Annotated in this window: 23 protein-coding genes; 11 read left to right on the top strand and 12 right to left on the bottom strand. The window is 63.3% G+C overall.

Annotated features, from left to right (window positions below):
• Positions 1-103: 103 nt before the first annotated feature.
• The 4 genes from LB554_RS27285 to LB554_RS27300 all read left to right on the top strand — a co-directional run bounded on the left by LB554_RS27285 (position 104) and on the right by LB554_RS27300 (position 3168).
• Positions 104-1036, top strand: coding sequence for a VOC family protein (locus LB554_RS27285; protein ID WP_140712723.1), 933 nt, complete (start codon positions 104-106; stop codon positions 1034-1036).
• Between the two features lie 4 nt (positions 1037-1040).
• The gene (locus LB554_RS27290; RefSeq protein WP_140822452.1) at positions 1041-1661 is read left to right on the top strand and encodes an alpha/beta hydrolase; all 621 of its coding nucleotides are present in this window, start codon (positions 1041-1043) and stop codon (positions 1659-1661) included.
• Between the two features lie 2 nt (positions 1662-1663).
• Positions 1664-1963 carry a GNAT family N-acetyltransferase gene (locus tag LB554_RS27295; protein WP_015315410.1) on the top strand — a complete coding sequence of 100 codons (300 nt, stop codon included), beginning with the start codon at positions 1664-1666 and terminating at the stop codon, positions 1961-1963.
• A 146-nt stretch (positions 1964-2109) separates the two neighbouring features.
• Positions 2110-3168 (top strand): dipeptidase, encoded by a 1059-nt coding sequence (locus LB554_RS27300; RefSeq protein ID WP_224587899.1) that lies wholly within the window; start codon positions 2110-2112, stop codon positions 3166-3168.
• A gap of 6 nt (positions 3169-3174) precedes the next feature.
• Here LB554_RS27300 and LB554_RS27305 read toward each other — a convergent pair whose 3' ends face one another.
• From LB554_RS27305 to LB554_RS27320, 4 genes are read right to left on the bottom strand one after another with little or no spacing between them, the layout of a single operon-like run.
• A complete protein-coding gene (locus LB554_RS27305; RefSeq protein ID WP_224587901.1) occupies positions 3175-3435 on the bottom strand; it encodes a hypothetical protein in 261 nt (86 codons plus the stop codon).
• Between the two features lie 2 nt (positions 3436-3437).
• On the bottom strand, positions 3438-4670 hold the full coding sequence (locus LB554_RS27310) for an aminomethyltransferase family protein (protein WP_224587948.1): 1233 nt from the start codon (positions 4668-4670) through the stop codon (positions 3438-3440).
• A 43-nt stretch (positions 4671-4713) separates the two neighbouring features.
• On the bottom strand, positions 4714-6279 hold the full coding sequence (locus tag LB554_RS27315) for a phytoene desaturase family protein (RefSeq protein WP_224587903.1): 1566 nt from the start codon (positions 6277-6279) through the stop codon (positions 4714-4716).
• Entirely contained in the window at positions 6266-7885 is a 1620-nt protein-coding gene (locus LB554_RS27320) for a phytoene desaturase family protein (protein ID WP_224587905.1), read from the bottom strand. Before LB554_RS27320 ends, LB554_RS27315 begins: the two co-directional genes overlap by 14 nt.
• 343 nt (positions 7886-8228) lie before the next feature.
• Between LB554_RS27320 and betI the strand changes: the two genes are divergently transcribed.
• The 4 genes from betI (at position 8229) to LB554_RS27340 (ending at position 12570) form a co-directional block, all read left to right on the top strand.
• A complete protein-coding gene (gene betI / locus LB554_RS27325; RefSeq protein ID WP_140662953.1) occupies positions 8229-8942 on the top strand; it encodes a transcriptional regulator BetI in 714 nt (237 codons plus the stop codon).
• 42 nt (positions 8943-8984) lie between these two features.
• A complete protein-coding gene (locus LB554_RS27330; RefSeq protein ID WP_224587907.1) occupies positions 8985-10067 on the top strand; it encodes an ABC transporter substrate-binding protein in 1083 nt (360 codons plus the stop codon).
• A gap of 119 nt (positions 10068-10186) precedes the next feature.
• On the top strand, positions 10187-11263 hold the full coding sequence (locus LB554_RS27335) for an extracellular solute-binding protein (protein ID WP_224587909.1): 1077 nt from the start codon (positions 10187-10189) through the stop codon (positions 11261-11263).
• Positions 11260-12570: a flavin monoamine oxidase family protein gene (locus LB554_RS27340; protein WP_224587912.1), complete on the top strand. Its 1311-nt coding sequence runs from the start codon at positions 11260-11262 to the stop codon at positions 12568-12570. The genes LB554_RS27335 and LB554_RS27340 overlap by 4 nt, the downstream gene beginning before the upstream one ends.
• Here the strand turns inward: LB554_RS27340 and LB554_RS27345 are convergent.
• From LB554_RS27345 to LB554_RS27355, 3 genes are read right to left on the bottom strand one after another with little or no spacing between them, the layout of a single operon-like run.
• Positions 12534-13607 carry an ABC transporter ATP-binding protein gene (locus tag LB554_RS27345; RefSeq protein ID WP_224587914.1) on the bottom strand — a complete coding sequence of 358 codons (1074 nt, stop codon included), beginning with the start codon at positions 13605-13607 and terminating at the stop codon, positions 12534-12536. The genes LB554_RS27340 and LB554_RS27345 overlap by 37 nt on opposite strands.
• Positions 13608-13659: 52 nt before the next feature.
• Positions 13660-14481 carry an ABC transporter permease gene (locus tag LB554_RS27350; RefSeq protein ID WP_140616749.1) on the bottom strand — a complete coding sequence of 274 codons (822 nt, stop codon included), beginning with the start codon at positions 14479-14481 and terminating at the stop codon, positions 13660-13662.
• On the bottom strand, positions 14478-15395 hold the full coding sequence (locus LB554_RS27355; protein WP_224587915.1) for an ABC transporter permease: 918 nt from the start codon (positions 15393-15395) through the stop codon (positions 14478-14480). Before LB554_RS27355 ends, LB554_RS27350 begins: the two co-directional genes overlap by 4 nt.
• 268 nt (positions 15396-15663) lie before the next feature.
• Here LB554_RS27355 and LB554_RS27360 point away from each other — a divergent pair, with 268 nt between their 5' ends.
• Positions 15664-17082 (top strand): aminotransferase, encoded by a 1419-nt coding sequence (locus LB554_RS27360; RefSeq protein WP_224587916.1) that lies wholly within the window; start codon positions 15664-15666, stop codon positions 17080-17082.
• 114 nt (positions 17083-17196) lie between these two features.
• Here the strand turns inward: LB554_RS27360 and LB554_RS27365 are convergent, their stop codons facing one another.
• Entirely contained in the window at positions 17197-18399 is a 1203-nt protein-coding gene (locus LB554_RS27365) for an aromatic ring-hydroxylating oxygenase subunit alpha (protein WP_224587917.1), read from the bottom strand.
• A 457-nt stretch (positions 18400-18856) separates the two neighbouring features.
• On the opposite strand from LB554_RS27365, the gene LB554_RS27370 reads away from it, so the two are divergent.
• Positions 18857-19264 carry a hypothetical protein gene (locus LB554_RS27370; protein ID WP_224587918.1) on the top strand — a complete coding sequence of 136 codons (408 nt, stop codon included), beginning with the start codon at positions 18857-18859 and terminating at the stop codon, positions 19262-19264.
• Between the two features lie 129 nt (positions 19265-19393).
• Here LB554_RS27370 and LB554_RS27375 read toward each other — a convergent pair whose 3' ends face one another.
• Positions 19394-21481, bottom strand: coding sequence for an ATP-binding protein (locus LB554_RS27375; protein WP_224587922.1), 2088 nt, complete (start codon positions 21479-21481; stop codon positions 19394-19396).
• A 78-nt stretch (positions 21482-21559) separates the two neighbouring features.
• Entirely contained in the window at positions 21560-22333 is a 774-nt protein-coding gene (locus LB554_RS27380; RefSeq protein ID WP_181171160.1) for a response regulator, read from the bottom strand.
• 45 nt (positions 22334-22378) lie between these two features.
• Between LB554_RS27380 and LB554_RS27385 the strand changes: the two genes are divergently transcribed.
• On the top strand, positions 22379-23080 hold the full coding sequence (locus LB554_RS27385) for a response regulator transcription factor (RefSeq protein ID WP_015315428.1): 702 nt from the start codon (positions 22379-22381) through the stop codon (positions 23078-23080).
• Positions 23081-23153: 73 nt separating this feature from the next.
• Here the strand turns inward: LB554_RS27385 and LB554_RS27390 are convergent, their stop codons facing one another.
• Both LB554_RS27390 and LB554_RS27395 read right to left on the bottom strand, forming a co-directional pair.
• The gene (locus LB554_RS27390) at positions 23154-23321 is read right to left on the bottom strand and encodes a hypothetical protein (RefSeq protein ID WP_015315429.1); all 168 of its coding nucleotides are present in this window, start codon (positions 23319-23321) and stop codon (positions 23154-23156) included.
• A 255-nt stretch (positions 23322-23576) separates the two neighbouring features.
• Positions 23577-23855, bottom strand: a complete 279-nt coding sequence (locus LB554_RS27395; protein WP_224587924.1) for a hypothetical protein — start codon at positions 23853-23855, stop codon at positions 23577-23579.
• Between the last annotated feature and the right edge of the window lie 35 nt (positions 23856-23890).

Consider the following 23890-nt stretch of genomic DNA (forward strand, 5'->3'; position numbering starts at 1 on the left):
AGTCCATCCTGTGTTTGCAGCCTTTGCCATACTCGCTCGTATCCTCATATTGGCCAGGAGAGCGGCGAGGGCCGCACAAACACCAAGGGAAGGAGCAGAGACCATGCTCGACCAGATCAAGGGCCTGCATCACGTCACCTCGATGGCCAGGGATGCACGGCAGAACAATGATTTCTTCACCCACAAGCTCGGCCTGCGCCGGGTCAAGAAGACGGTCAATTTCGACGCGCCCGACGTCTACCATCTCTATTATGGCGACGAGGCCGGCACACCCGGTTCGGTGATGACCTATTTCCCGTTTCCCAACATCGGCAAGGGCCGTCCTGGCGTCGGCGAAGTCGGCACCACGGTCTATTCCGTGCCGGAAGGCACGCTCGCCTCTTGGGAAAAACGCTTCACCGACGAAGGCGTAACCAATGTCGCCCGCGAGGAAAGCTTTGGCGAGAAGCGGCTCGCATTTGCCGGCCCGGACGGCGATGGCTTTGCACTGGTCGAGGACAAGGCCGACGGCAGAGCGCCCTGGGTGAAGGGCGGTATTGCCGCGGACGAGGCGATCCGCGGCTTTCACTCGGTTTCGCTGAGGCTGAAGGATGGCGGCGCCACCGAGGAGCTGTTGAAGTTCATGGGTTACGAGGAGGTCGACAAGTCAGGCAATGTCAGGCGGCTCGCCGTCAAGAACGGCAATGGCGCCGATTTCGTCGATATCGAAACGCTGCCGACCGCACCCTTCGCCGATCTCGGCGCCGGCTCCGTTCATCATGTCGCCTTCGCCGTCGAGAATCGCGCCAAGCAGCTCGAAGTGCGCAAGGCGCTGATGGATACGGGCTATGGGGTGACGCCGGTGATCGACCGCGATTATTTCTGGGCGATCTATTTCCGCACGCCGGGCGGCGTGCTGTTCGAAGTCGCCACCAATGAGCCGGGTTTCGACAAGGACGAGGACACCGCCCATCTCGGCGAGGCGCTGAAGCTGCCGACGCAGCATCAGCATCTGCGGCCGTATCTCGAACAGCATCTGCAGAAGCTGGAGGGTTGAGACGATGAGCAAGGACGCTTACGCCCACAAGGTGCTGCCTGGTTCGCCGGGTGGTCAGCTGCTTTTCGTCTTCCATGGCACAGGCGGCGACGAGAGCCAGCTTGTCTCGCTGGGGCGCGATCTCGCGCCCCAGGCCACCATCGTCTCGCCGCGCGGCGATGTGTCGGAGCAAGGTGCCGCGCGCTTCTTCCGCCGCACCGGCGAGGGCGTCTATGACATGGACGACCTGGCGCGGGCCACGGCCAAGATGGCGGGCTTCGTCCAGGCCCATGTCGAGGCGGCGAAGCCATCGGTCGTGCTGGGCCTCGGCTATTCCAATGGCGCCAACGTCCTGGCTTCGCTGGTGTTCGAAACCCCTGACCTGTTCGACGCCACGGTGCTGATGCATCCGCTGATCCCGTTCGAGCCGCAGGTGAAGGGCAGTCTTGCAGGTCGTCACATCCTGGTGACCGCCGGCAGGCGCGATCCGATCTGCCCGCCGAACCTGACGGCGCGGCTCGAAGCCTATTTGCGCGCCGACGGAGCCGATGTCACAGTGGAGTGGCACGAAGGCGGGCACGAGGTGCGGCCAAACGAAATCGAAGCGGCGCGGCGGCTTTTCGCCACCATCGCCCAAGGAGTGTAGAGATGCCCGATCAATTGCCAGAGATCGAACTTGAAGATCGCGGCTCCAAGGGTCGCTACGTGCTGCGCGGCGCCGGCGGCGCCGAGGCGGAGATGACCTTCACCAAAATCGGCGAGCACCAGCTGATCATCGACCACACCGAAGTGCCGGACGCCTTTCGCGGTCAGGGCGCCGGGCTTCGGCTCGTCACCCGTGCCGTCGAGGACGCGCGGGCAGCAGGCAAGAAGATCATTCCGCTCTGCCCGTTCGCCAACGCCCAGTTCCGCCGTCACCCGGAATGGGCGGATGTGCTGAAGCAGTAGCCCCGCAAGCACAAAGCGGATGTGTAGGAACAGAGCTAAACGGGCGGCCATTGCCGTCCCGTTGGCTTTGTAATTTGCCCCGGCGGCACATCTTGCCTAGATATGATATATCGCCCTGCCGACAAACAGACCGAATGATCCCCCATATGACCGAAACAGACCTCGTCCCCGTCTTTGACGGCCACAACGACACGCTGCTGCGTTTGCACCAGGCGAAAGACGCGGACGTCGAGAAGCTGTTCATCGAAGGGAAATCGGGCGGCCATATCGACTTGCCGCGCGCCAGGGCTGGCGGATTCGCCGGCGGCATGTTCGCCATCTTCCCGCCCCCGGTCGAGAAAGCGCGGCGCAGCGCCGTGCCTTCGGCGCCGAGCGACAGCGAGCCGCTGCCGCCCGAGGTGCCGCGCGCCGATGCGCTCAACTCGACGATTGCGATGGCGTCCATCCTCTTCCGGCTGGAGCGCGCCGGCGCATTGGCGATCTGCCGCAGCGCCGACGATGTGCGCAATGCCATGGCGCAAGGCACGATCGCCGCGGTGTTCCACATCGAAGGCGTCGAGGCGATCGATCCCGAACTCACCATGCTCGACGTACTGCATGCCGCGGGCCTGCGCTCGCTCGGCATCGTCTGGAGCCGGCCCAATGCGTTCGGTCACGGCGTGCCGTTTCGCTTTCCGTCCTCGCCGGATACCGGTCCGGGCCTGACCGATGCCGGCAAGGCGCTGGTCAAGGCCTGCAATGAACTGAGGATCATGATCGATCTCTCGCATCTCAACGAGAAGGGTTTTCGCGACGTCGCGGCGCTTAGCGATGCGCCGCTGGTCGCCACCCATTCCAACGTGCATGCGATCTGCGGCCATTCGCGCAACCTCACCGACTGGCAGCTCGGCGCGATCCGCGACTCCGGCGGCATGGTCGGGTTGAACTTCGCCACCGGCTTCCTGCGCGAGGACGGCCGCATGAATGCCGACACCAGCCTCGACATCATGGTGCGCCATATCGATTCCCTGCTGCAGGCTTTGGGCGAGGATGGCGTCGGTCTCGGTTCGGATTTCGACGGCGCCATGATCCCGGCCGTCATCGGCGACGTCGCCGGCCTGCCGAAACTCATCGATGCGCTGGCGGCGCGCGGTTTTGGCCGGGCGCTGATCGAAAAGATTGCCTACCGCAACTGGCTGAGCATGCTGGAAAGAACGATAGGTTAGGACGCCTTATTCGAAGCCCATGCGCTTCAGCCAGTCCTTGCCGATGCCGCGATCGCGAATGATCGGCAGCGGGTTTTCCGCATCGAGCCGAGCGCAAATGCGATAGACCTCCAGCGTCTCGGCGCTCATCTCGCCACGCTTATAGAAGAACATGGCGGCGGCATAGCGCGTGCGGCCAGACCATTTCTCGCCGAGCGGCGTGTTGACCAGCTCCCACTGTTCGGCGGCTTCACCTTCTTCCTGCTGCTTGCCCGCTTCCTCGGTCATGGTCAGAAATCCGCCGGCGGATTGGCGGTACGCCGGTCGAGCTTGATGAAAGGTCGCGCCACCACCTTGGCCCGTTTCATCAGCTTCTGGTACCGCAGCTCGCGCATGGCGTAGATCTCGACCCAGAGGTCTTCCACGACAGTATCACCATAGGGCCGCGCCAGCGAGGCGATGGCGATGTTGCGCTTGGCCATCGGCGACCACATGGCGGCGCTGACCAGGCCGACCTCCTGGCTCTTTCCGTGATAGACGATCGCGTGTTCGGCCGGGACGTTGCCTTCGATCTCCAGTCCGACGAGGACATGCCGAAGCTTGCGTTTGGCGCGGGCCTCGAGGATGGCGCGGCGGCCATTGAAATGGCCCTTCTTCAGGTCAATCATGAAGCCGAGCCCGATCTCGTCGGGCATGCGCAAGCGGTCGGCGCGGATGGCATGTTCGGCGGTGGTGAAGTCGGCATTGGCGACGATCAGCCCAGCCTCGAGACGGGCACGGTTGAGGGCGGTGTAGCCGATCGCCCTGATGCCGCGCAGTTCGCCAGCTGTCATCAGCCGGTCCCACAGGCTCAGCGCCTTTTCGGCCGGAACGAACAGTTCGTAACCGAGATCGCCGGTAAAGCCGGTGCGTGAAATGATGGCCGTGCCGCCGTCATGCGGGAATTCGGCAAGGTCGAATATTTTCAGCCTCTCGACACCGGCGAAACCGACGTCGCGCAGCACAGCGAAGGATGTGGGCCCCTGCAAGGCGAGCCCGGTGACGGCCTCGGTCTCTTCCTCGACGATGACGTCGAAACCAAGGGCGCTGTCCAGCAGCCACGGGAGATGCCGCTCCTGCGAACACAGCCGGAAGCGGGTCGGCGAAAGTCGGAACAGCGTGCCGTCGTCCAGCACAAAACCCTCGTCGTCACACCAAGCGGTGTAATGAACGCGGCCGGTCCTGAGCTTGGTGACATCGCGCAAGGTGACGCGGTCGAGGAAAGCTTGGGCATCCGGTCCTTCGATCCGGTATTTGGTCATCGGCGAGATGTCGAAGAGTGCTGCCTGACTGCGGATGGCGAAGTATTCGAGCTCCTCGTCCCAAAGCGAATGCGGCGCGCGGTAACCGGCCCAATTGTACCAGTCCTGGGTCTTGGCCAGCGCATCGATGCGCGGCTGGAACGGCGTGCCGAGGCGCAGCGAGCGGAAGTGGGATTGGGCTGCGATGCGGGCTGTCAACGGAATGGAGGCTTGATGGGTCATGATGGCGCCATGGAGTGCAGCGTCGGCCAGTTGAGACATCAAGTCACCCCTTCATCGCAATGACGCGCCGCGCGGCATTCAATCCTGGCGCACCCGAAACTCCGCCACCAGGATGCGAGCCCGCGCCGGCCAGGAACAACCCGTCGAGCGGCGTGTCGTAGCCCGACCAACCGGAGACGGGACGCGAGATCAGCATCTGATCGGCCTGCAATTCACCGTGGTGCCAATGGCCGCCCGGCATACGGTAGCGCTTCTCGATGTCCGCAGGGGTGAGCAGTTCGGCATGAATCACGGTCTTACCAATGCCAGGCGCGTAGGCTTCCAACTGGGCCATGATTGCCTCGAGAAATTTCGGCTTGCCGGCATCCCAGCCCTCTTTCAACCGATAGGGTGCGTATTGCACCACGGCGGACAGCACGCAGGCGCCGTCGGGCGCGAGTGACGGATCGGCGAGGCTGGGCAGCGTAATTTCCATCACCGGCTCGGGCGAGAACTCGCCATATTTGGATGGATTGAAGGCACGCTCGACGTGGTCGGGAGAGGACGCGATCACCAGTCGGCCGTTATGGCCGGCGGCGTCGACACCGGCAAACCGCGGCGGCCGGTCGAGCGCCAGATGGAGCTTGGCGGCATCGCCCCTCATGCGGATGTTTTTCACCTTGCGCACGAAGCCGGTGTCGATCTCGCGCGGTCCGACGAGGTCGAGGAAGGTGGTCGTCGGATTGATGGCCGAGACGATCGTTCGGGCGCGAAGCTCCTCGCCATTGTCGAGGGCAACGCCGACGGCGCGGTCCTTCTCGACAATGATCCTGGCGACGGGCACCGATGCGCGGATCGTGACGCCAGCCTTTTCGGCAGCTGCGCGGATGGCGGCGACCACCGCGCCCATGCCGCCCTTTGGCAGCAATTGCGCTCCGGCAGCACCGCCGCTCTCTCCGGCCAGACGATAATAGAGGCCGAGCAGCGAGGTCGGCGAGCGCGGGCCGAGATGGCTGCCGAGCGTGGCGTCGAAGGCGAGCAGCCCCTTCAGCCTGATATCGGCGAGCTGTTCGTCAAGCAGGTCGGCAACATTCATCAAAAGCACGCGCAGGAAGTCGCGCATGTCTTCCTTGCCAAGTTTCTTCAGCGCCACCGCGGTCTGGCCGAGCGAAGCGGCCTCCAGCAGCGACATGCCGCCAAGATCGGGCGGCCGGCGCGACAGGAAGGGCTTCAGGATGCCGGCATAGCGCAGCAGTTGTGCGCGCAATTCCTTCCAGGCGGACTGTTCCGACGAACTGGCGCCGGTCAGCACCTCGCCATAAGCGCCATGCAGGACAAGCGGCGGTCCATCTTTCGACAATGCGACCGACGGCAGGAAGTCGGCGCGGGCGATCTGCAGCCCGTGCTTTTCCAGCTCCAGCGTTTTCACCACATCGGGATGCAGCCGGTTCAACACATGCGCGATGGACGAAGCGCGAAAACCGGGCGCAAATTCCTCGGTCCGCGCGGCGCCGCCGGGTTCGGCTCCTGCTTCCAGCACCAGCACCTTGCGGCCGGCCTTCGCCAGCGTGGCGCCAGCGACAAGCCCGTTGTGGCCGCCGCCGATGACGATGGCATCAAATGACGTCATGGGCGGGGCTCATATGCGAGGTGGATTTTGCGAGATCGCGCAGGATTTCGGCGGCTGCGTTGCGGCCGGGCGCACCCATGACGCCGCCGCCGGGATGGGTTGAGGAGCCGCACATATAGAGGCCGCCGACCGGCGACCGATACTGCGCGTAACCGGGCACCGGGCGGTTGAACAGCAGCTGGTCGAAGGTCAGCTCGCCCTGAAAGATGTTGCCTTCGGTGAGGCCGACCTCGGCCTCGATCTCGCGTGGCGTGCGCACCTCCATATGGACGATGCGGTCGCGGAACCCGGGTGAATAGTCCGATATCTGCGCAATCACGCTTTCAGCAAAACCGTCACGATCGACGTCCGTCCACTCGCGACCAGCGATCTTGGGCGGAGCGTACTGCACGAAGCAGCTCATGAAATGCTTCCCTGGCGGCGCCATGGTCGGGTCGAGCGTCGTCGGGATGACCATGTCGAGGAACGGATCGGCGGACCAGCGGCCGGCCTTCCAGTCGTCATAGGCGCGCTCCATGCGCTCCATCGAGTCGGTGAAATGCATGTCGCCGCGATAGACCGGCGAATCCTTCGGCAGCGCCGGGAATTCCGGCAGCGAATCGAGTGCTATGTTGACCTTTCCGGAGGATCCGCGAATCTTGAAGTTCTTCACCCGGCGCAGGAAGATGTCGGGCAGTTCCTTCTCCTCGACCAGCTTCAGGAAGGTGCGCTTCACGTCGGCATTGGAGACGACCAGCTTGCCGTAAACCTCCTCGCCGCCGGCCAGCACGACGCCCCTGGCCTTGCCACGGCTCACCAGCACATGGTCGACCTCGGCGCCGGTGCGTATGGTTCCACCCGAGGCCTGGAACGAGGCGGCCAGCGCCTTGGTCACGGCGCCCATGCCGCCGCGCGCATAGCCCCAGGCGCCGACCGATCCGTCGATCTCGCCCATATAGTGGTGCAGCAGCACGTAAGCGGTGCCGGGCGACATCGGCCCGAGTGCCGTGCCGATGATGCCAGACAGGGCGAAGTTCGCCTTGATGACGTCGGTCTCGAAATATTCGTCGAGGAACTCAGAGATAGACATGGTCCAGAAGCGCAGCGTCAGCGCCATTTCCTCGGCGGAGAGACCCGCGAATTTCTTGCCGAGATAGAGCAGTTCGCCGAGGTCGCGCGGGCGCAGACTGGTGGGATCCGGCGCGGTGCGCATCAACAGCGGCTGGATGAAGCGGCACTGCCGCGTCACGTCGCGGGCGTAGCGGTCATAGGCCTCGGCGTCCCTTTTGGAGAAACGAGCGAATTCCCGCCGGTGCGCGTCGTGGTCGCGATAGTTGGCGAGGTAATCGCCATCCCGGGTGAACACCGCGCCGCCCTCATAGGAGATGACTTGCAGGCCGAAGCGGGGGAGCTCCAGATCGCGCATGATCTCGGGTCGGAACAGCGAGCAGACGTAGGAGCAGTTGGAGTAGAGGAAGCCCGGCGTCAGTTCCCTACTTGTGGCGGCGCCTCCGACCCAGTCGTTCTTCTCCGCAACCAGCACGTCGAGGCCGGCGCGCTGCAGGTAACAGGCGTTGACCAGGCCGTTGTGTCCGCCGCCGATTATGATCGCATCCCAAGCTTTCATTGTGGCCCAGTGCTCATCTGCGTCCCGCTCTTCATTTCTGCGTGATCTGCCCCCTAATGCGTGGAATTTGGCACGGCACCAGCCATTGTGTCCAGCCATACTGAATGAATGTTCAACAAATGATATTGCGTTTTTCCGGACATGAGTTACGCTTTGCCGACGTTCGAACCCAGTAATCCGTCCATTGGGAACCGAGGCTGATGATTTGAATGGCAGACGCCACCCCGGAATATGACGAGGCCGCCATCATGAGCTGGGAGGCCATGCAGAAGGTGCTTGACAGTGCGAGCACCGTCCCACTCATCTTCGCGGGTGGAAGCCGGATGCAAAGGGATAGCCGGCGATGCTGGAGACCATCACACGCATGAAAACGGCAGACGCCAGGGACGCGCTTCTTGAACCGGCGCGGAAAGCCGAATCCGAGAAGCGCGGGCGCAAGGCCTCGAAGGAGGTCAGGCAGCTTCAGCTCATCGAGGCGACGATCGATTCGCTCGCCAAGCGCGGCTATTCGGAAACGACGATGGCCGATGTCGCCGACGGCGCCGGCCTATCGCGCGGCATCGTCAATTTCCATTTCGAGAGCAAGGAAAAGCTGCTCGTCGCGACGCTGCAATATATGTACGACGAGTATTCCGCGCACTGGCGCAATGCCTTGCAAAAGGCAGGAGACGATCCCGCGCGTCAACTCCAGGTTCTCGTCGCGGCCGATTTCGACCGCTCCATCTGCAACAAGCGCAAGCTTGCCGCATGGTGCGCCTTCTGGGGAGAGGCCAAGTCGCGGCCGACCTACCAGGCGCTGAGCAGCGCGCGGGATGCCGTTTACCAGAATATATTCATCGACCTGTGCGCGGCTCTGAAACAGAGCGGCGGCTACGCCTATGAGCCGCAGGTCATGGCGCTGGCGCTCAGCGCCATGCTGGAAGGCTTGTGGCTGCGGTTGATGATGGGAACCGAGGACACCACGCGGGAGACCTCCTTGCAGGCGGCCAATGAATTCCTGTCGGCGGCTTTTCCGAAACACTACCCGCTGAAGGCCGCCAGCCCAACGAGATCATAAGAAGAGACGAAACCATAAGAAACCGCAGAGGATGGAACAGCAATGAAGACACTGACAAGGCGCCTGACGCTGACGCTCGCGCTGGCGGGAACACTGGCGGCTTCGGCCGCGGCGCTGGCGATCGCGGCCGACAAGGATCTGATCGTGTTCGACTGGTCAGGCTATGAGGATCCGAGCTTCCACCCGAAATATGTCGAGAAAAACGGCGATTCGCCGACCTTTGCCTTCTTCGGCGATGAGGACGAGGCGTTCGAAAAGGTCCGTTCCGGCTTCAAAGCCGACCTTGGCCATCCCTGCTCGCAGAGCGTGACGAAGTGGCGCGAGGCGGGCCTGCTGCAACCGCTCGATACCTCGAAGATCACGGGCTGGAAGGACCTCAATCCCGGCATTATGGCGATGAAAAATCTCGCCACGACCGAGGACGGGAAAGCCTGGTTCATGCCCTGGGACTGGGGCAACACGCAGCTTACCTACAACTCCTCCAAGATCGACGAAAAGGACGTGCAGTCGCTGAAGGCGTTCGCCGATCCGAAGTTCAAGGGCCGCGTTTCGATCGGCGACAATGTCGACGATGCCTATGCGCTGGCGAGCCTTGCCATCGGCCTGAAGGACTGGACCAAGATGACCGACGACCAGTTCAAGCAGGCCTCCGACTTCCTGCGCCAGGTGCACAAGAACGTGCGCTCCTACTGGACCGATACCACCGACGTCGTCCAGCTTCTGAGCGGCGGCGAAGTCGATCTCGCCTGGGCCTGGAACGATGCGACCGTACAGTCGGTCGCTGCCGGCGTGCCGATCAAGTCTAAGAAGGACGCGGCGGAAGGCATCTCGACGTGGGTGTGCGGCTACGTGCTGTTCAAGGATGCGCCCGGCAATACCGACAAGGCCTATGACTATCTCAACGCGGTCAACGATCCGGAGACCGCCAAGGTGCTGGTCAAGGACTGGGGCTACGGCCAGGCCAACGCCAAGGGCATGGCCGGCGTCGATCAGGCCATCCTGAAGGAAAAGGGCTATGACGACGTGCAGAAATTCGTCGACAAGACGCTGTTCCAGCAGCCGCTCCCGTCCGATCTCAAGCTCAAGATGATCGCCGAGTTCGAGAAGATCAAAGCCGGCTATTGAGCCGTTGTCTATCGTGCCCATCCGTCCGCCGGCAGCATCGGCGGATGGGCTCGCCAAAGCGCTTGAATTTGCCTAACTTCGCTCTCGACATCTTTCGCGATGGGGGAGTTTTTCGCGCCATGAATTCCGTGCTTCGCCGCCTTGTCATCGCCGCTGCCTGTGCGCTCGGTGCCGGCGCGGTTTACGCGCTCGCCGAAGGCGGCGGCGACCTCGTCGTGTTCGACTGGTCGGGCTATGAGGATCCGCTGCTGCACCCAGCCTACACTGCCAAATATGGCGCCGAGCCGACCTTTGCTTTCTTCGGCGACGAGGACGAGGCGTTCGAGAAGATGCGGGCAGGTTTCAAGGCCGATATCGCGCATCCCTGCTCGCAAAGCGTGGTGAAATGGCGCGAGGCCGGCATGCTGCAGCCGCTCGACACGTCCAGGATCGCCGGCTGGAAGGATCTCAATCCCGGTATCATGGCGATGAAGGATCTCGCCGTCACCGCCGACGGCAAGGCCTGGTTCATGCCATTCGACTGGGGCAACACCTCGCTGCTCTATCGCTCCGACAAGGTGACGGCCGATCAGGCACAGTCGCTCAAGATTTTCGCCGATCCGCGGTTCAAAGGGCGCGTCACCATCGGTGACAATGTCGACGACGCCTATGCCTTGGCGAGCCTGGTCATCGGTCTCAAGGACTGGACCAAGATGACCGACGACCAGTTCAAGCAGGCGTCCGCTTTCCTGCGCGACGTGCACAAGAACATCCGTTTCTACTGGACCGACGACACCGACCTCAACCAGGCCTTTATCGGCAACGAGGTCGATCTCGTCTGGGGCTGGAACGAAACCTTCGTGACACTGAAGGGACAAGGCCTGCCGATCGCCATGAACCGCGAGACCAAGGAAGGGATTTCGACCTGGGTGTGCGGCTATGTGCTGATAAAGGATGCGCCAGGCAAACTCGATCAGGCCTATGATTTCCTCAGCGCCGTCAATGCGCCCGGCGTGTCCGACTATATGGTCAAGACCTTCGGCTACGGCCACGGCAACGGCGCCGGGATGGCTGATATCGACCACAAGGTGCTGGCCGACCGCGGCTTCGACAATCTCGACAAATTCCTCGACAAGACCCTGTTCCAGCAGCCTGTCGCGCCCGAGTTGAAGAAGCGCATGATCGACGAGTTCGAGAAGATCAAGGCTGGCTATTGAACGACAAGACAGAAAGAACCGACGTCGTCATCGTCGGCGCCGGCTTCACCGGCCTGTCGGCGGCGCTCGAGTTGAAGAGGGCCGGCGTCGGCTTCCTGCTGCTCGAGGCACGCGACCGCGTCGGCGGGCGGGTCGAGGCCATGTGGAACGGGCTTGGCGAGCGCATCGACAGCGGCGGCCAGTTCCTGTGCGAGGACATGCCGCAGCTGATGGAACTGGCCCAGGCTCGCGGCAAGACCTTCGTCGAGACCTATGTCGAGGGCGATTTCATCACTTGCCCGTCAATGTCGGTCGGCCGGGCCGAGCGGACCTATCACGCCTCGATGGCGATCCGCGAACGCATGAACAGCATCGAGCCCAACGATCCCGCCATTGCGGGATCGACCGTTGCCGAGTGGCTGGAGCGGCAGGATGACGTGGGCGAGGCCAAGGCGGCCTTCCGGTCGATGATCGAGGGCCTGTGGTGCCTGGCGTTGGAGAAGGTGCCGCTCTGGTATCTGATCGACAATGACCGGCGTATCACCAACGAGGTGCCGGAGCTGCAATATTCCCTGCGCGAGACCATGCAGTCGTTGGCCGATGACCTGGCGGAGGACCTCGGCGACCGGGTGAGGCTCGGTGAGCCTGTCACCAGCATCGAATACGGTCCGCCATGGGTTCGTGTTGTCTCGAGCAATAGCGTGATCGAAGCGCGAGAAGTTCTGGTCGCCGTGCCGCCGGCGACAGCCTCGAAGCTCGATTTTACGCCCGCCTTGCCGGCAGCCCTGGAAACGGCGCTCGGCGCCTGGGAAAGCGGCGCGGTGATCAAGGTCCTGGTGCGCTATCCCAAGCCATTCTGGCGCGAGCGGGATTTGAGCGGGATGGTGATGTGGCGCGATCTGCCGGGGCTGTTTGCCTGCGACGCCAGCAGGGATCCCGATCATGCGGCACTTGTCGTCTTCATTGGCGGACCGCTGGCGCTGCGCTGGCACGAACTCGGCGAGTCGGATCTGCGGACACAGGTGACGACGAAGCTTGTGGAGGCGCTCGGTGCGGAGGCGGCGGATGTTCTCGATTTCAACCGCCGTGACTGGACGCATGATCGCTGGAGCGGCGGTGCCTATAGCGACCTGATCGTCGATGTGTCGGCGAGGGGTGCCGAGCGCGCCATCCTTGCCGGCGCACCGCCGGTGCATTTCGCGTCGTCGGAATTGTCGCCGTCATTCCCGGGCTATGTCGAGGGCGCGATCGTGGCCGGGCGTATCGCGGCAGGCAGGATCATCGCCGGAGTTCAGTCGGCCATCGTGACCAGCGCTTCCGGATCATAGGCGAGGCGGATCGAGGTGCCGACTGGAATGTCATCGGCGCCGAAATCGTTGGTCTCGGTCACCGAGAGCGGCTTCTCCAGGCCAGGGATTTCGACGATCAGATGGGTGATCTCGCCGAAATAGTGGCGTTCCACCACCTTGCCGGCGACCTCGAACTTGGCTGTCGCGTTGTCCCACAGCACGCGCAGGCGCTCCGGTCGGATGCCGAGCGTCGCGCCGCCGCCATTGCGCACGAAAGCCTTCGGCTTGTCGGTCTTGATACGGCCGAAACCCAGCGTGTCGACGATCAGCGAGGCGCCGTCCTCCTCGACGATCTCGGCCTTGACGAAATTCATGCCGCCAAGGAAGTCGGCGACCTGGCGGTTTACCGGGCGCTGGTAGATTTCCTTCGGGGAGGCGACCTGCGCGATCTTGCCGCCGAACATCACGGCGATGCGGTCGGACATTGCGAGCGCTTCATACTGATCGTGGGTGACCAGGACGAAGGTAATGCCGACGGCCTGCTGCAAGCGGCGCAGTTCGACCTGCATCTGCTCGCGCAGCTTCTTGTCGAGCGCCGACAGCGGCTCGTCGAGCAAAAGCACCTTAGGTTGCATCACCAGGGCGCGGGCGAGCGCCACACGCTGCCGCTGGCCGCCGGAAAGCTCCGTGGCAAGCCGCTTGCCGAGGCCGGTGAGCGAGACCTGCGCAAGCGCCTCCTCGACCCGGCGCTTCTCTTCGCCACCCTGCAGCTTCAACCGCTTCAGTCCGTAGGCGACATTCTGCTCGACATTGAGGTGCGGGAAGATCGCGTAGCTCTGGAACACCATGTTTGTCGGCCGGCGATTGGCCGGTATGCCTTCCATGGGCTGGCCGCCAACCGCGATCGAGCCGCTGGTCGGATTGTCGAAGCCGGCGATCATGCGCAAGAGCGTGGTCTTGCCGCAGCCCGACGGCCCGAGCAGCGAGAAGAACTCGCCTTCCCTGATGGTCAGGGAGGCGTCGTCCAGCGCCTTGAACGCCCCATAGCTGCGGGTGACATTGCGGATCTCGATCATCGCTCTTTCGGATTGGATCCCGTCCGCGTGAGGGCGCTCGATCCGCGGCTGCTCAGGCATAGAGGCCTCCCTCGTTCTGGGTGCGTCTGGCCGCGCGGCGACGCAGGATTTCGGCGATTGTCATCAACAGGAAAGAGGCAACCAAAAGCAGCGTGCCGAGCGCCAGTACGCCGGGCAGTTTCGAGGCGAAACGCAACTGGCCCCAGATGTAGATCGGCAGCGTCGCCTCGGTGCCGGTGAGGAAGAAGGCGATGATGAATTCGTCCAGCGAGATGGTGAAGCAGACCAGCAGGCTGGAAATGATCGCCGGCGCCACCATCGGCAGCGTCACGCGCCGGAAAGTGCCGAAGGCGCTTTCGCCGAGATCGGCGGAGGCTTCCTCGAGACTGCGGTCGAAACCCTCGAAGCCGGAAGTCAGCACCGTCATCGAATAGGGAATGCAGACCAGGACGTGGCCGAGCACGACGGTGAACAGCGAAAGACCGAGACCCAACTGCAGCATCACCAGCAGCATCGAGATGGCGACGATCACTTCGGGCAGCACAAGCGGGGCCATGATCAGACCGTTGATGGCGCGGCGGCCGGGATAGCGGTAGCGGGTGATCGAGCGGGCGGCGAGGATGCCGAGTACGGTGGAGAGGATGGCCGCCGAGACGCCGACGATCAGGCTGTTCCAGGCGGCGTCGAGCAGCGCCGGCGTGCGCGGCAGGTCTTCGTACCATTGCAAGGTGAAGCCGGTCAGCGGGAATTTCGGCGTCGCCGCCGTGTTGACCGAGAAGATCGGCAGGAAGATGACGGGCAGATAGAGGAAGACGATATAGAGGAACGCATAGGCCGACAGCCAGCCGCCCGGCAGGAAGCGCCGCGCCTTCATCGCGCCATCCTTTGCAAGCCGCGGATGATCAGCACCGTGGCGCTGGCCATCAGGGAGACGATCAGCATGGTGGTGACCGAAAGTGCGGCACCGAGCGGCCAGTTGGCGGCCTTGCCGAACTGCGCTTGGATGGCATTGGCAATCATGACCCCGTCCTTGCCGCCGACGAGCTTTGGCGTGACATAGTCGCCGACCGTCGGGATCATGACGATCAGCGCCGCGGAAATGATGCCTGGCGCAGACAGCGGCAAGGTCACGCGCAGGAACGACCGGAAGGGCCCATCGCCAAGGTCGGTGGCCGCTTCGACCAGCGTGCGGTCGACCTTCTCCAGGGACACGAAAATCGGCAGGATGGCGAAGGCCGCCCAGGCATGGGTGAGCGTGATGATGACGGCGCTCGAATTGTAGAGCAGGGCGGTCGACGGTTCGTCGATGATGCCCAGACCCATCAGGCCGGAATTCAAGACGCCGTTATAGCCCAGGATGACCTTCCACGACATCACGCGCAAGAGATAGCTGGTCCAGAACGGGATGGTGATGAGGAACAGCCACAGGCTCTTGTGACGGCCGCCATGGAAGGAAATGAAATAGGCGATCGGGTAGGCGAGGACGACGGTGAACAGGCTGACCGTCAGCGAGATGTAGAGCGAGCGCCACAACAGATCGCGGTAGATCGGCTCGGTCAGTGCGACGCGATAGTTTTCCAGCGTGAAGGTGCGGTAGATGGTCAGGTAGTGCTGCGTCCAGAAGGAATGGGCGATGACCACCAGGATCGGCAGGACCAGAAGGATGAGAGCGTAGAGAAAGGTCGGGCTGATCAGGGCAAAGCCTTGTACAGGCTCGGATTGCCGAAAGGCATTTCGTCTGGCCCGCGTCAGGCCCAACGAGGGCGACCCTTCCGCAGCCACTGTCATTGCCAGACTCCGGGGGGACGGGCTCCGGGTGTGATCTCGATTGCTGGTCTGGACTGTCCCGCCATACGGCATCCCATTGGGCTGGCGCCGGCTATTGTTCCCCTTGCCGGCTTTCTTTCATCATGCGCGCATCCGCGGATTGAAATCAAGCGCTAATTCTGCAATATTGATTGAACGGACATTCAAAACCATGCGAGCGGGGCGGCGATTTCGGCCGTGGCGAACCGGATTGATGCCCGGAAAATTCGGGGATGATGTGGAGGCGATAATGGCGGCTGTGAGGGACCTGAAGGCACGCGAAACGGCTGGCTCTGGCGGCGACGATGCGGTCGAGCTGGCCAAGCGTCATCTCATCCAGCCCTGGCCCTACGCCGGTTCCGTCGGTTCGGAGGCGCGCGCGCTGATCGGCGAGGGCGATGGCATCTACATTACCGACAGCACCGGCAAGCGGCTGATCGACGGCCCGGCCGGCATGTGGTGCGTCAATGTCGGGCATCGTCGCGAGGAACTCGCCAGGGTGATGTACGACCAGGCGATGGCGCTGTCCTACAACACGCCCTGGTACACGATGAACGCGCCGTCGGCGGAGCTTGCCAAGCGCATCGCCGGCTATGCTCCAGGCGACCTCAGCCACGTCTTCTACACCACGGGCGGTTCCTCGGCGGTCGAGACGGCGCTGCGCTTCATGCAGTTCTACAACAATGTGCGCGGCCGGCCGGAAAAGAAGCTGATCCTGAGCCGTGGCGGCGCCTATCATGGCTCGACCTATCTCTCGGCCTCGCTCAATGGCCGTCCGCGCGACCGCGACTGGATGGATGGCGCCGACGAACTGGTGGTCAAGCTCGCCTCCCCCGACCCGTTCCGCCGGCCGAAAGGCATGAGCATCGCCGCCTTCACCGATTTCCTTGTCGACCAGTTCCGCGACACGGTCGCGCGTGTCGGCGCCGACAGAATAGGCGCGTTCGTCGGCGAACCCATACAGGCGTCCGGCGGCGTCATCATTCCGCCGGACGGCTATCTCAGGCGCATTCGCGAGATCTGCCGCGACAAGGATATTCTTTATATCTCCGACGAGGTGGTGACGGGCTTCGGACGTCTGGGCCATGTCTTTGCCTCGGGCGACGTGTTCGGCATCGACCCCGACATGATCACTTTTGCGAAGGGCGTCACCTCGGGTTATTTCCCGCTTGGCGGCGTCATCATCTCGGAGCGGCTGCTGGAGGAATTACGCCGTTCCAACCATCCCGACGCGATGTTCGGCCACGGCCTGACCTACACCAGCCACCCTGTCGGCTGTGCCGTGGCCTTGAAAAATCTCGACCTGCTGGAAGAAAGCGTGCTTGCGCATACGCTCGAGGTCGCGCCCTATTTTCAGGCGCAATTGAAGACGCTGGATGAGCTGCCGCTGGTCGGCGAAGTGCGCGGCGTCGGGCTGATGGGCTGTGTCGAATGCGTCGCCGATCGCGAAAGCAAGGATCCGCTGCAGCTCGACAAGGATGTCGGCAAACGCATCGACGCCCACTGCCACGAGCTTGGCCTGCTGGTGCGGCCGCTGATCAACATGTGCGTTATGTCGCCGCCGCTCGTCATCACGCGCGAGCAGATCGACGACATGGTCGGCATCTTGCGCGAGGGCATTTCGCGCACGATGGAAGATCTCAGGAAAGAGGGTGTGTGGCAGGGGTGAGTTTCTTCCTTCTCCCCGTTTTCACGGGGAGAAGGTGCCCGAAGGGCGGATGAGGGGCAGCGCTGACGGGGACAGGGGCGCTGTCATCGGCGGCTTCACCAATCAGCAGGGTTGTCATGCCCGGCTCCGCAGCGCGTCGTTCAAATTCCACATGTCCTTCTCCTCCGGCGCCGTTTCCAGGCCCAGCACCGGAACCTGCTTGCGCAGGTGGTCGTGGTGGGTGCGGACGCCATATTCGAGATCGGAGAGATAAAAGCCCTCGAAAGCCTCGGACAGCATGGATTCGTTCGACCAGACCGAGAGCTGCACATCTTCCGACATGGTGTCGCGATCGATGCGGAAGGAGAGGTAGCGGGCGGCGGCCTGCTCTCGGCTCTCGTCGCGGTAGCGATAGATGGCGCCACGCAGCAGCGTCTCACCCGTCGACAGCGGGAACTCCTGATAAAACTGCACCGATTCCGGCATCACCGACAGAACGGCGTTGGGAAAGATACCGTAATAGACCCAGGCCTTCCTGAGATGGTCAGGCAGATGCGTCGGCTCCGGCGCGATCTTGACGTAGTTCTTCACGCTCCAGCGGCGGCCGGCATGCGGGTTGTAGGTGGCGAAGGAGCGCGAGACGCCATTGACGAAGGGCTCGTCGAAATAGGTGGCGCCATAGAGATCCTGCAAGGCCGGATGCGCCATGGCGACATGATAGCCTTCGTTGTCGACGTCGCGCACCGACTTCCAGTTGACCGGCGTCTTCTGGGTCCAGATGCCCCAGGAAGGCACCATGTCGGCGGCCTTGTAATGCGCGAATTCGGGTTCGATTGGCCTCAGCAACTCGGCGACGGAGGGCTGTGGCCCGCCATTGCGGAAGCGGATAAAGATGAAGCCCATCCAGATTTCGAGGTCGAGCGGCATCAGGCCAAACTCGGTCTTGTCGAGATCGGGGAAGGAGCGCGGGCGGGCAGCGCCGCGCAGCGTGCCGTCGAGATTGTAGACCCAGCCGTGGAACGGACAGACCAGCGCGTTCTTGCAATTGCCCTGGCTGTCGGCAACGACGCGGCTGCCGCGGTGGCGGCACATGTTGTTGAAAGCGCGCACCACGCCGTCCTTGCCGCGCACGATCAGGGCGCGCTCGCCAATGACATCCATGGTGAGGTAATCGCCGGCGTCCGGGATGTCGCAGACATGGCCGACGATCTGCCAATGATTGCGGAACACATGCTCCTTCTCCAGTTCGAGAAGGGCGTCGGAATGGTAGCTCCAGCCCGGCAGTCCCCGCCGGTCCCAATCGTTCGGGATTGCCACGTCACGGAGGTGCGGGTTCATAAAACGTCTCTTCTTTTTATTGAATATGCATTCAATATAACCATATTTTGCATTGAAATGCAATGGCTTGTGGAAATAGGGCGATTCCGTAGCGAAAATGTCGGCGCTGATTCCATGGGAATCCCGCGCCGTTGCGGGCTTCGAAAACTCCGGAAAATCCGGATCTTAGCCAGAGTTCCGTAACTGCCACCGATCGCCGGCTCGCGCTGCGAATCGTGCCCTTCGGCGAAGGTCTTCCGCCGGCACGGAAATGCCTCGCCGTTCACGCGGCTACCGCTGGTGCACGTCTTGCAACCCGCCACCCCAGGGCCAAAGCCAATGACCGACCCTGCCCGTTTTTGCCCGTATCGATGTTTCAATCCGGTTACATTGCCGGGCTCTCGTCACCTTTGCGCCGTTACAAGGCGCGATTAAAATTCGTTTCATCGCAAAAAGAAAATCAACGAAGGGGATGACGATGCATGCGAAAGTCCAGATCACCAGCGGCAACCGCTTTGAAGCTCCAGAGCGCGCTGACCGCCGCCCGAAGCTGGCCCTTCGCCAGCGCGCCAGCGACCACCCGATGGGGATGTTCATGGCGCTGGCTGCTTGCGCCTTCGCCGGCATGGCGCTCACGCCGACGGTCGGCCCAGCCTTCGCTTCGTTGAACCCGCCCGCCAACGTCATCGAAGGCGCGCCGACCACGACCACGACCGCCCGCCTGCCTTTGCCGGCAATCGATTTCGCCTGCAGGGGGCAGGCCTGGGGCGCCGAGAGCGTGGATTGCCTGCGCGCCATTGCCGAGCAGTCCGGAACGCACAAGACCCGCGCGATCCGCATGATCGCCAACGCCGCGCCGCTGACCAGCACGCCCAACATCTTCTGATTTCTGCCTCTGCGTTTCTGCCGGGGCATGATCCCGAAACCGGTTCCCGTTTGGGGATCATGCCCTACCTCCCCGAGCGCTTCTCGCGCTCGCTTCGGCTCCCGCCGCGATGTCGGCCGGGAGCCTTTTTTATGCTTTCAACGCGGCCTGCTCGGCGATGGTCGAAAGCACACTGCGTACATCCAGCGTGCTGAACGGTTTTTCGAGGATCTGTGGCCGCTGCTGCGACGGCAAGGCTTCGACTTCCGCCTTCGCGCCGATCAGGTCGCCGGTGACGAGCACGAAACGCCGCGCCAGGTCGGGCCGTTCGGCGAGCAGTTCGCGGTAGATCGAAATGCCTGATATGCCGGGCATGCGCAGATCCGAAAAGACGATATCGGGGGGCATGTGGCCACCCAAGGTGGCGGCGCCCGATTCCCAGAGCGGCGCGATCCGCGACTTGATGCCCATCAGTTCGAGAATATCGGACAGGGAACCGGCGACGTCAGGCTCGTCATCGATGATCAGCGCATGGCGCAGGCCGCTCGATCGTGGCTGGCTTTCGCCGCCGGCGGCGATGCCCGCAGAGATCGCCGGCAACTGGACGACGAAACGCGCGCCTCTCGGCAACACCTCCTCGAACCAGACATTGCCGTTGTGCCGTTCGATGATCGATTTCGAGATCGACAGGCCAATGCCGGTGCCGACGCCGACCGGCTTGGTGGTGAAATAGGATTCGAAAATGCGCGAACGGATGGCTTCGGGAATGCCGGGCCCGTTGTCCTCGACCGAGAAGCCGGGATTGCCCCGATCGCTGCGGAAGCTCCGCACCTTGATCAGGCGGTCGCCGGCGACGCCGGCCAGGGCATGCTGGCTGTTGATGAGGAAATTGGCCACCACCTGTGTCACGTGGTCGGCATCGGCCATGGCGAGCAGCGGACCCGGCGCGAAATCGGTATCGATGACGATGCCGCTCGACCGCGCGCCGTAGGCGGTCACTTCGAGAGCGGCGCGGATCACCTGGTTGAGATCGGTCTCGGCCTGCGCCGCCGGATGGAGGCGGACCATCGACAGGAAGCTTTTGACGATGCGCCCGCAGCGCTCGGCGGCGGCACGAACCTTTTCGGCCCGGACCTTGGTCTGCGGATCCGAGGCGAATTCATGCAGCAGCGTCGACTGGGCCACGACGACGGCCAGCGGATTGTTGAGTTCGTGCGAGACGCCGGCAAGCAGCGAGCCCATCGCCGCCATCTTCTCGTTCTGGTGCAGCTTCTCGCGCTGCCGGTTGATCTCTTCCTCGGCGCGCAGCCTGTCGCGCAGGTCGCGGATCGAGCCAAAGATCAGGCGGCGGTCGGCGACCCGCATCTCGGTCGCCGTCAGTTCGATCGGAAACACCTCGCCGGCGGCATTCTGCGTCACGGTCTCGAGCCGCTGGCCGACCATCGGGGCGCCGCGGCCGGACATGTAGTCGGCGCCCGAGGCATAGCCCTTGCGGTAATATTCAGGAACGACCGTGTCGAGCAGGTCCTTGCCGAGGATATCGCTGCGCAGGAAGCCGAACATCTTCTCGGCGGCCGGATTGAATTCGATGATCGACCCGGCCTCATCGATGACGATAATGGCGTCGAGCGAGGCCTGCAGCATGGTGCGGCGGATCACTTCGCTGGCATGGGCGTCCGAGGGCGAGTGTTCGATAGCGTCGCCGATGGCGAGGGCGACGATGTGCAGCGTCGCCTCCTCCTCGTCGGTCCATTCCCGCTCTTCGACGCAGTCATTGACGGCCAGCGTGCCCCACAAATGGCCGTGCGCGAAGACCGACACCGACAGGAACGACTTGATGTTCTGCTTCTCGAAATCGGCCCTCAGGAATCCTTCGAGATCGCGCGTATGGCCAGCGAAAATCTTGCCCTGCCGCTCATCCTCGGCCAGCCGCTCAAGCAGCGGATCCGAATTGACGATCGACTGCATGATGACGGTCGGTGAGGCCAGTTCGCCGCCGAAGTCGGGATCGATCCAGTAGGCAGCGACCGACTGGGCGAAACCCTGGCCGGGCAATTCGCGCAGGCGGAACAGGATGCCGCGCTGGCACTCCATGGCGTGGCACAGCGTCTCCAGTATGCCGTCCATTTCGCGCTGCCAGTCGCCGGCCTCGCGCAGCCGGCGCACGACACGCACGGCGGCCATCGCCGCGCCCTGCCTGAAACCCTGCATGTCCGTGCTTGCCGTGTCGCCCGTCATTGTCAGCCATTAGTCCAGAGTCACGCCAATCGATCGGCTGGCAACGGCTGCGGAGCGGAAACCTCCTCGGTCTGACGCTCAGTTGCCGTCGCCGGCCGGCAGCGAGAAGATATAGCCTTCGCCACGCACCGTGCGCAGGAATTTCGGGTTGGCCGGGTCCGTCTCGATCTTCTTGCGCAGGCGCATGATGCGGATATCGACGGCGCGCGACGATTCCGGATCCTCGGTGAAGCCGATCGCCTCGGAGATCGCAGCCCTGGTCAGCAGCCGGTTGGCGCGGGTCAGGAAAACCTCCAGCACGTCGAATTCGCTCTTGGCCATGTCGATTACCGTGCCGTTGGCGCCGGTGACCATCCTGCCGTCGAGATCGGCCTGGAAGGGGCCGAAAGCGACGGAGCGGCGATCCGTGCTGGCCTTCCTGTCCTGCGGTTCCGTCGGCTGGGGAACACGGCGCAGCACGCTGCGCACCCTGGCCAGCACCTCGCGCAGTTCATACGGCTTGACGATATAGTCGTCGGCGCCGAGTTCCAGTCCGACGATGCGGTCGAGCGCGGTGCCGGCGGCGGTCGCATAGATGATGCCGATCGGCATTTTCGAGCGCAGCCAGCGGCCAAGCGACAAGCCATCCTCGCCCGGCATGGCGATGTCGAGGATAGCCAGATGGAAGGACTGCGTCTCGATCAGGCCGCGCGCGGCGGCCGCGGTTTCAGCGGTCGAAACATCATAGCCGGCGGCGCCGAGATATTCGGCGACCGCGTCCCTGAGGTCGGGCTCATCCTCGACGATGACAATTCTTGCCCGCACGATGCTCTCGCTCCCACTTTCAGTGGAAAGTAGATTGGGTATAAACATGATGTCCAGCACTCATATCCGGTTGCCAGGGAACGGTTGGAAAACATGGCCGCACGAGCCGTCATTGCGCTTGTTTCCGTCGCCGAGGTCGTCGCGAGCGAGCTTGCCGACCATCTCGAGCGGCGGGGCCACGACGTGCGCCGGGCGCGGCAGCCCTGGGAGGCGGAATCGCTGCTGTCGGGCGGCGGCATCGACGTTGTCGTTGTCGGGGACAGTCTCAGCCAGGCGGAAGGGCGGGATCTGCTCAGGCGTTTTGGCGGCCAAGCTGGGGGTGGGGAGCATGGACCGGATTTCATCCTGATATGCCGGCCGGCCGATCTCCTCGACAAGGTGTTGGCGCTCGAGCTCGGCGCCGCCGACGTCGTCGAAAGTCCGCTCAATGTCAGGGAACTCGCCGCGCGTGTCGGTGGCCTGCTTTCGCGGCGCGGCAGGGGTACCCAGGAGCTGATCGTGCTGGAGAACGCAACCGTCGACCTGAGATCGGCGATGGTCATGCATCGCTCCGGTACGCAGGAGCAGCTCTCGCCCGGCCAGGTGGCGCTCCTCAGGCTGTTCCTGGCGAGCCCGCGCAAGGTACTGACGCGGGACGACATTATCGCAGCCGCGCCGGCCGAGAATGCCGACGCCTTCGATCGCTCGATCGACTCGCGCATCGTGCGACTGCGCCGCAAGCTCGACACCGAGACCATCACCACCATACGCGGCGCCGGCTACAGGTTCGATCCGCCACGGCAATTCGCCGACTGACGGCTGTGTTTTCCTGCTGGTTCGTCGGATGAGCATCGGACTTTCCATTTTCCCGCGCCGATGCCCGCGAGGTTCAGCGCACCACCAGCAATGACGGGCCCGAGGCCATTTCGCCGCCGACGGCGAACTCGCTTGCGTGAGCGCGTTCCTTGAGCAGCACGCTGGCGAGTGCGGCAAAGCCGAGCAGGCCCTGCGCATAGAGCAGTGCGGAAAGCACGGAAGCCGCGAATTTTGTCTTCATGATCTGAATTCCCCAAAAAGATGACTGTGTAGCGGGTCGCTTCAGGAACTCCCGAAGTGCCCGCGCCGCCCACGGAGCCCCCCGTCGCGGCGCGGGCCTTCGGTCCTCTCGGCAGCAAGTTGCCGGAGGGGCCGCGCAATGCCAGCAGCCGAAGGCCAACCCGCCAGAGGGCCTTCAACTGGGCGATGCGCAGGCTGGAAACGATCCAGACCGTGGCGCAGACAGGGCGACGTAGGGTCGAAATCTCGCTCGAACTCATCGCTGCCAGCCGCGCACAGGGCCGCCGGCAATGGTGCCGCCGCCGACAGCCGCCGCCGTGATGCTGATCCTGGAGAGCCAGGAGCGTATGTTCGTTTTCGTTCCCTTGGTCGTTGCCGTCTGCTTTCGTTGCGTCAACTTTTGCATCCGGTCGGTATCCGGATCATGCCGCCCAAAACCGCACTTTGTTGCAGATTGGTTTCGGATTGAGACAAACTCTTTCATGTAGGAGACAACTCGAACTTTCGTTTCAGGGTGAATGCCTGTGTCCTTCATCCTTGGCCCCGTGTCCAGAATGGAGCGCACTCAAA

The organism is Mesorhizobium sp. CO1-1-11, from assembly GCF_020164995.1.
GTDB lineage: Bacteria > Pseudomonadota > Alphaproteobacteria > Rhizobiales > Rhizobiaceae > Mesorhizobium > Mesorhizobium australicum.

Excerpts from the sequence above, each read along its gene's own strand:
- LB554_RS27285 (WP_140712723.1), top strand. The coding sequence starts at position 104 with ATGCTCGACCAGATCAAGGGCCTGCATCACGTCACCTCGATGGCCAGG.
- LB554_RS27290 (WP_140822452.1), top strand. The coding sequence starts at position 1,041 with ATGAGCAAGGACGCTTACGCCCACAAGGTGCTGCCTGGTTCGCCGGGT.
- LB554_RS27295 (WP_015315410.1), top strand. The coding sequence starts at position 1,664 with ATGCCCGATCAATTGCCAGAGATCGAACTTGAAGATCGCGGCTCCAAG.
- LB554_RS27300 (WP_224587899.1), top strand. The coding sequence starts at position 2,110 with ATGACCGAAACAGACCTCGTCCCCGTCTTTGACGGCCACAACGACACG.
- LB554_RS27305 (WP_224587901.1), bottom strand. The coding sequence starts at position 3,435 with ATGACCGAGGAAGCGGGCAAGCAGCAGGAAGAAGGTGAAGCCGCCGAA.
- LB554_RS27310 (WP_224587948.1), bottom strand. The coding sequence starts at position 4,670 with ATGACCCATCAAGCCTCCATTCCGTTGACAGCCCGCATCGCAGCCCAA.
- LB554_RS27315 (WP_224587903.1), bottom strand. The coding sequence starts at position 6,279 with ATGACGTCATTTGATGCCATCGTCATCGGCGGCGGCCACAACGGGCTT.
- LB554_RS27320 (WP_224587905.1), bottom strand. The coding sequence starts at position 7,885 with ATGAAAGCTTGGGATGCGATCATAATCGGCGGCGGACACAACGGCCTG.
- betI (WP_140662953.1), top strand. The coding sequence starts at position 8,229 with ATGCTGGAGACCATCACACGCATGAAAACGGCAGACGCCAGGGACGCG.
- LB554_RS27330 (WP_224587907.1), top strand. The coding sequence starts at position 8,985 with ATGAAGACACTGACAAGGCGCCTGACGCTGACGCTCGCGCTGGCGGGA.
- LB554_RS27335 (WP_224587909.1), top strand. The coding sequence starts at position 10,187 with ATGAATTCCGTGCTTCGCCGCCTTGTCATCGCCGCTGCCTGTGCGCTC.
- LB554_RS27345 (WP_224587914.1), bottom strand. The coding sequence starts at position 13,607 with ATGATCGAGATCCGCAATGTCACCCGCAGCTATGGGGCGTTCAAGGCG.
- LB554_RS27350 (WP_140616749.1), bottom strand. The coding sequence starts at position 14,481 with ATGAAGGCGCGGCGCTTCCTGCCGGGCGGCTGGCTGTCGGCCTATGCG.
- LB554_RS27355 (WP_224587915.1), bottom strand. The coding sequence starts at position 15,395 with ATGACAGTGGCTGCGGAAGGGTCGCCCTCGTTGGGCCTGACGCGGGCC.
- LB554_RS27360 (WP_224587916.1), top strand. The coding sequence starts at position 15,664 with ATGGCGGCTGTGAGGGACCTGAAGGCACGCGAAACGGCTGGCTCTGGC.
- LB554_RS27365 (WP_224587917.1), bottom strand. The coding sequence starts at position 18,399 with ATGAACCCGCACCTCCGTGACGTGGCAATCCCGAACGATTGGGACCGG.
- LB554_RS27370 (WP_224587918.1), top strand. The coding sequence starts at position 18,857 with ATGCATGCGAAAGTCCAGATCACCAGCGGCAACCGCTTTGAAGCTCCA.
- LB554_RS27375 (WP_224587922.1), bottom strand. The coding sequence starts at position 21,481 with ATGACGGGCGACACGGCAAGCACGGACATGCAGGGTTTCAGGCAGGGC.
- LB554_RS27380 (WP_181171160.1), bottom strand. The coding sequence starts at position 22,333 with ATGTTTATACCCAATCTACTTTCCACTGAAAGTGGGAGCGAGAGCATC.
- LB554_RS27385 (WP_015315428.1), top strand. The coding sequence starts at position 22,379 with ATGGCCGCACGAGCCGTCATTGCGCTTGTTTCCGTCGCCGAGGTCGTC.
- LB554_RS27390 (WP_015315429.1), bottom strand. The coding sequence starts at position 23,321 with ATGAAGACAAAATTCGCGGCTTCCGTGCTTTCCGCACTGCTCTATGCG.
- LB554_RS27395 (WP_224587924.1), bottom strand. The coding sequence starts at position 23,855 with ATGAAGGACACAGGCATTCACCCTGAAACGAAAGTTCGAGTTGTCTCC.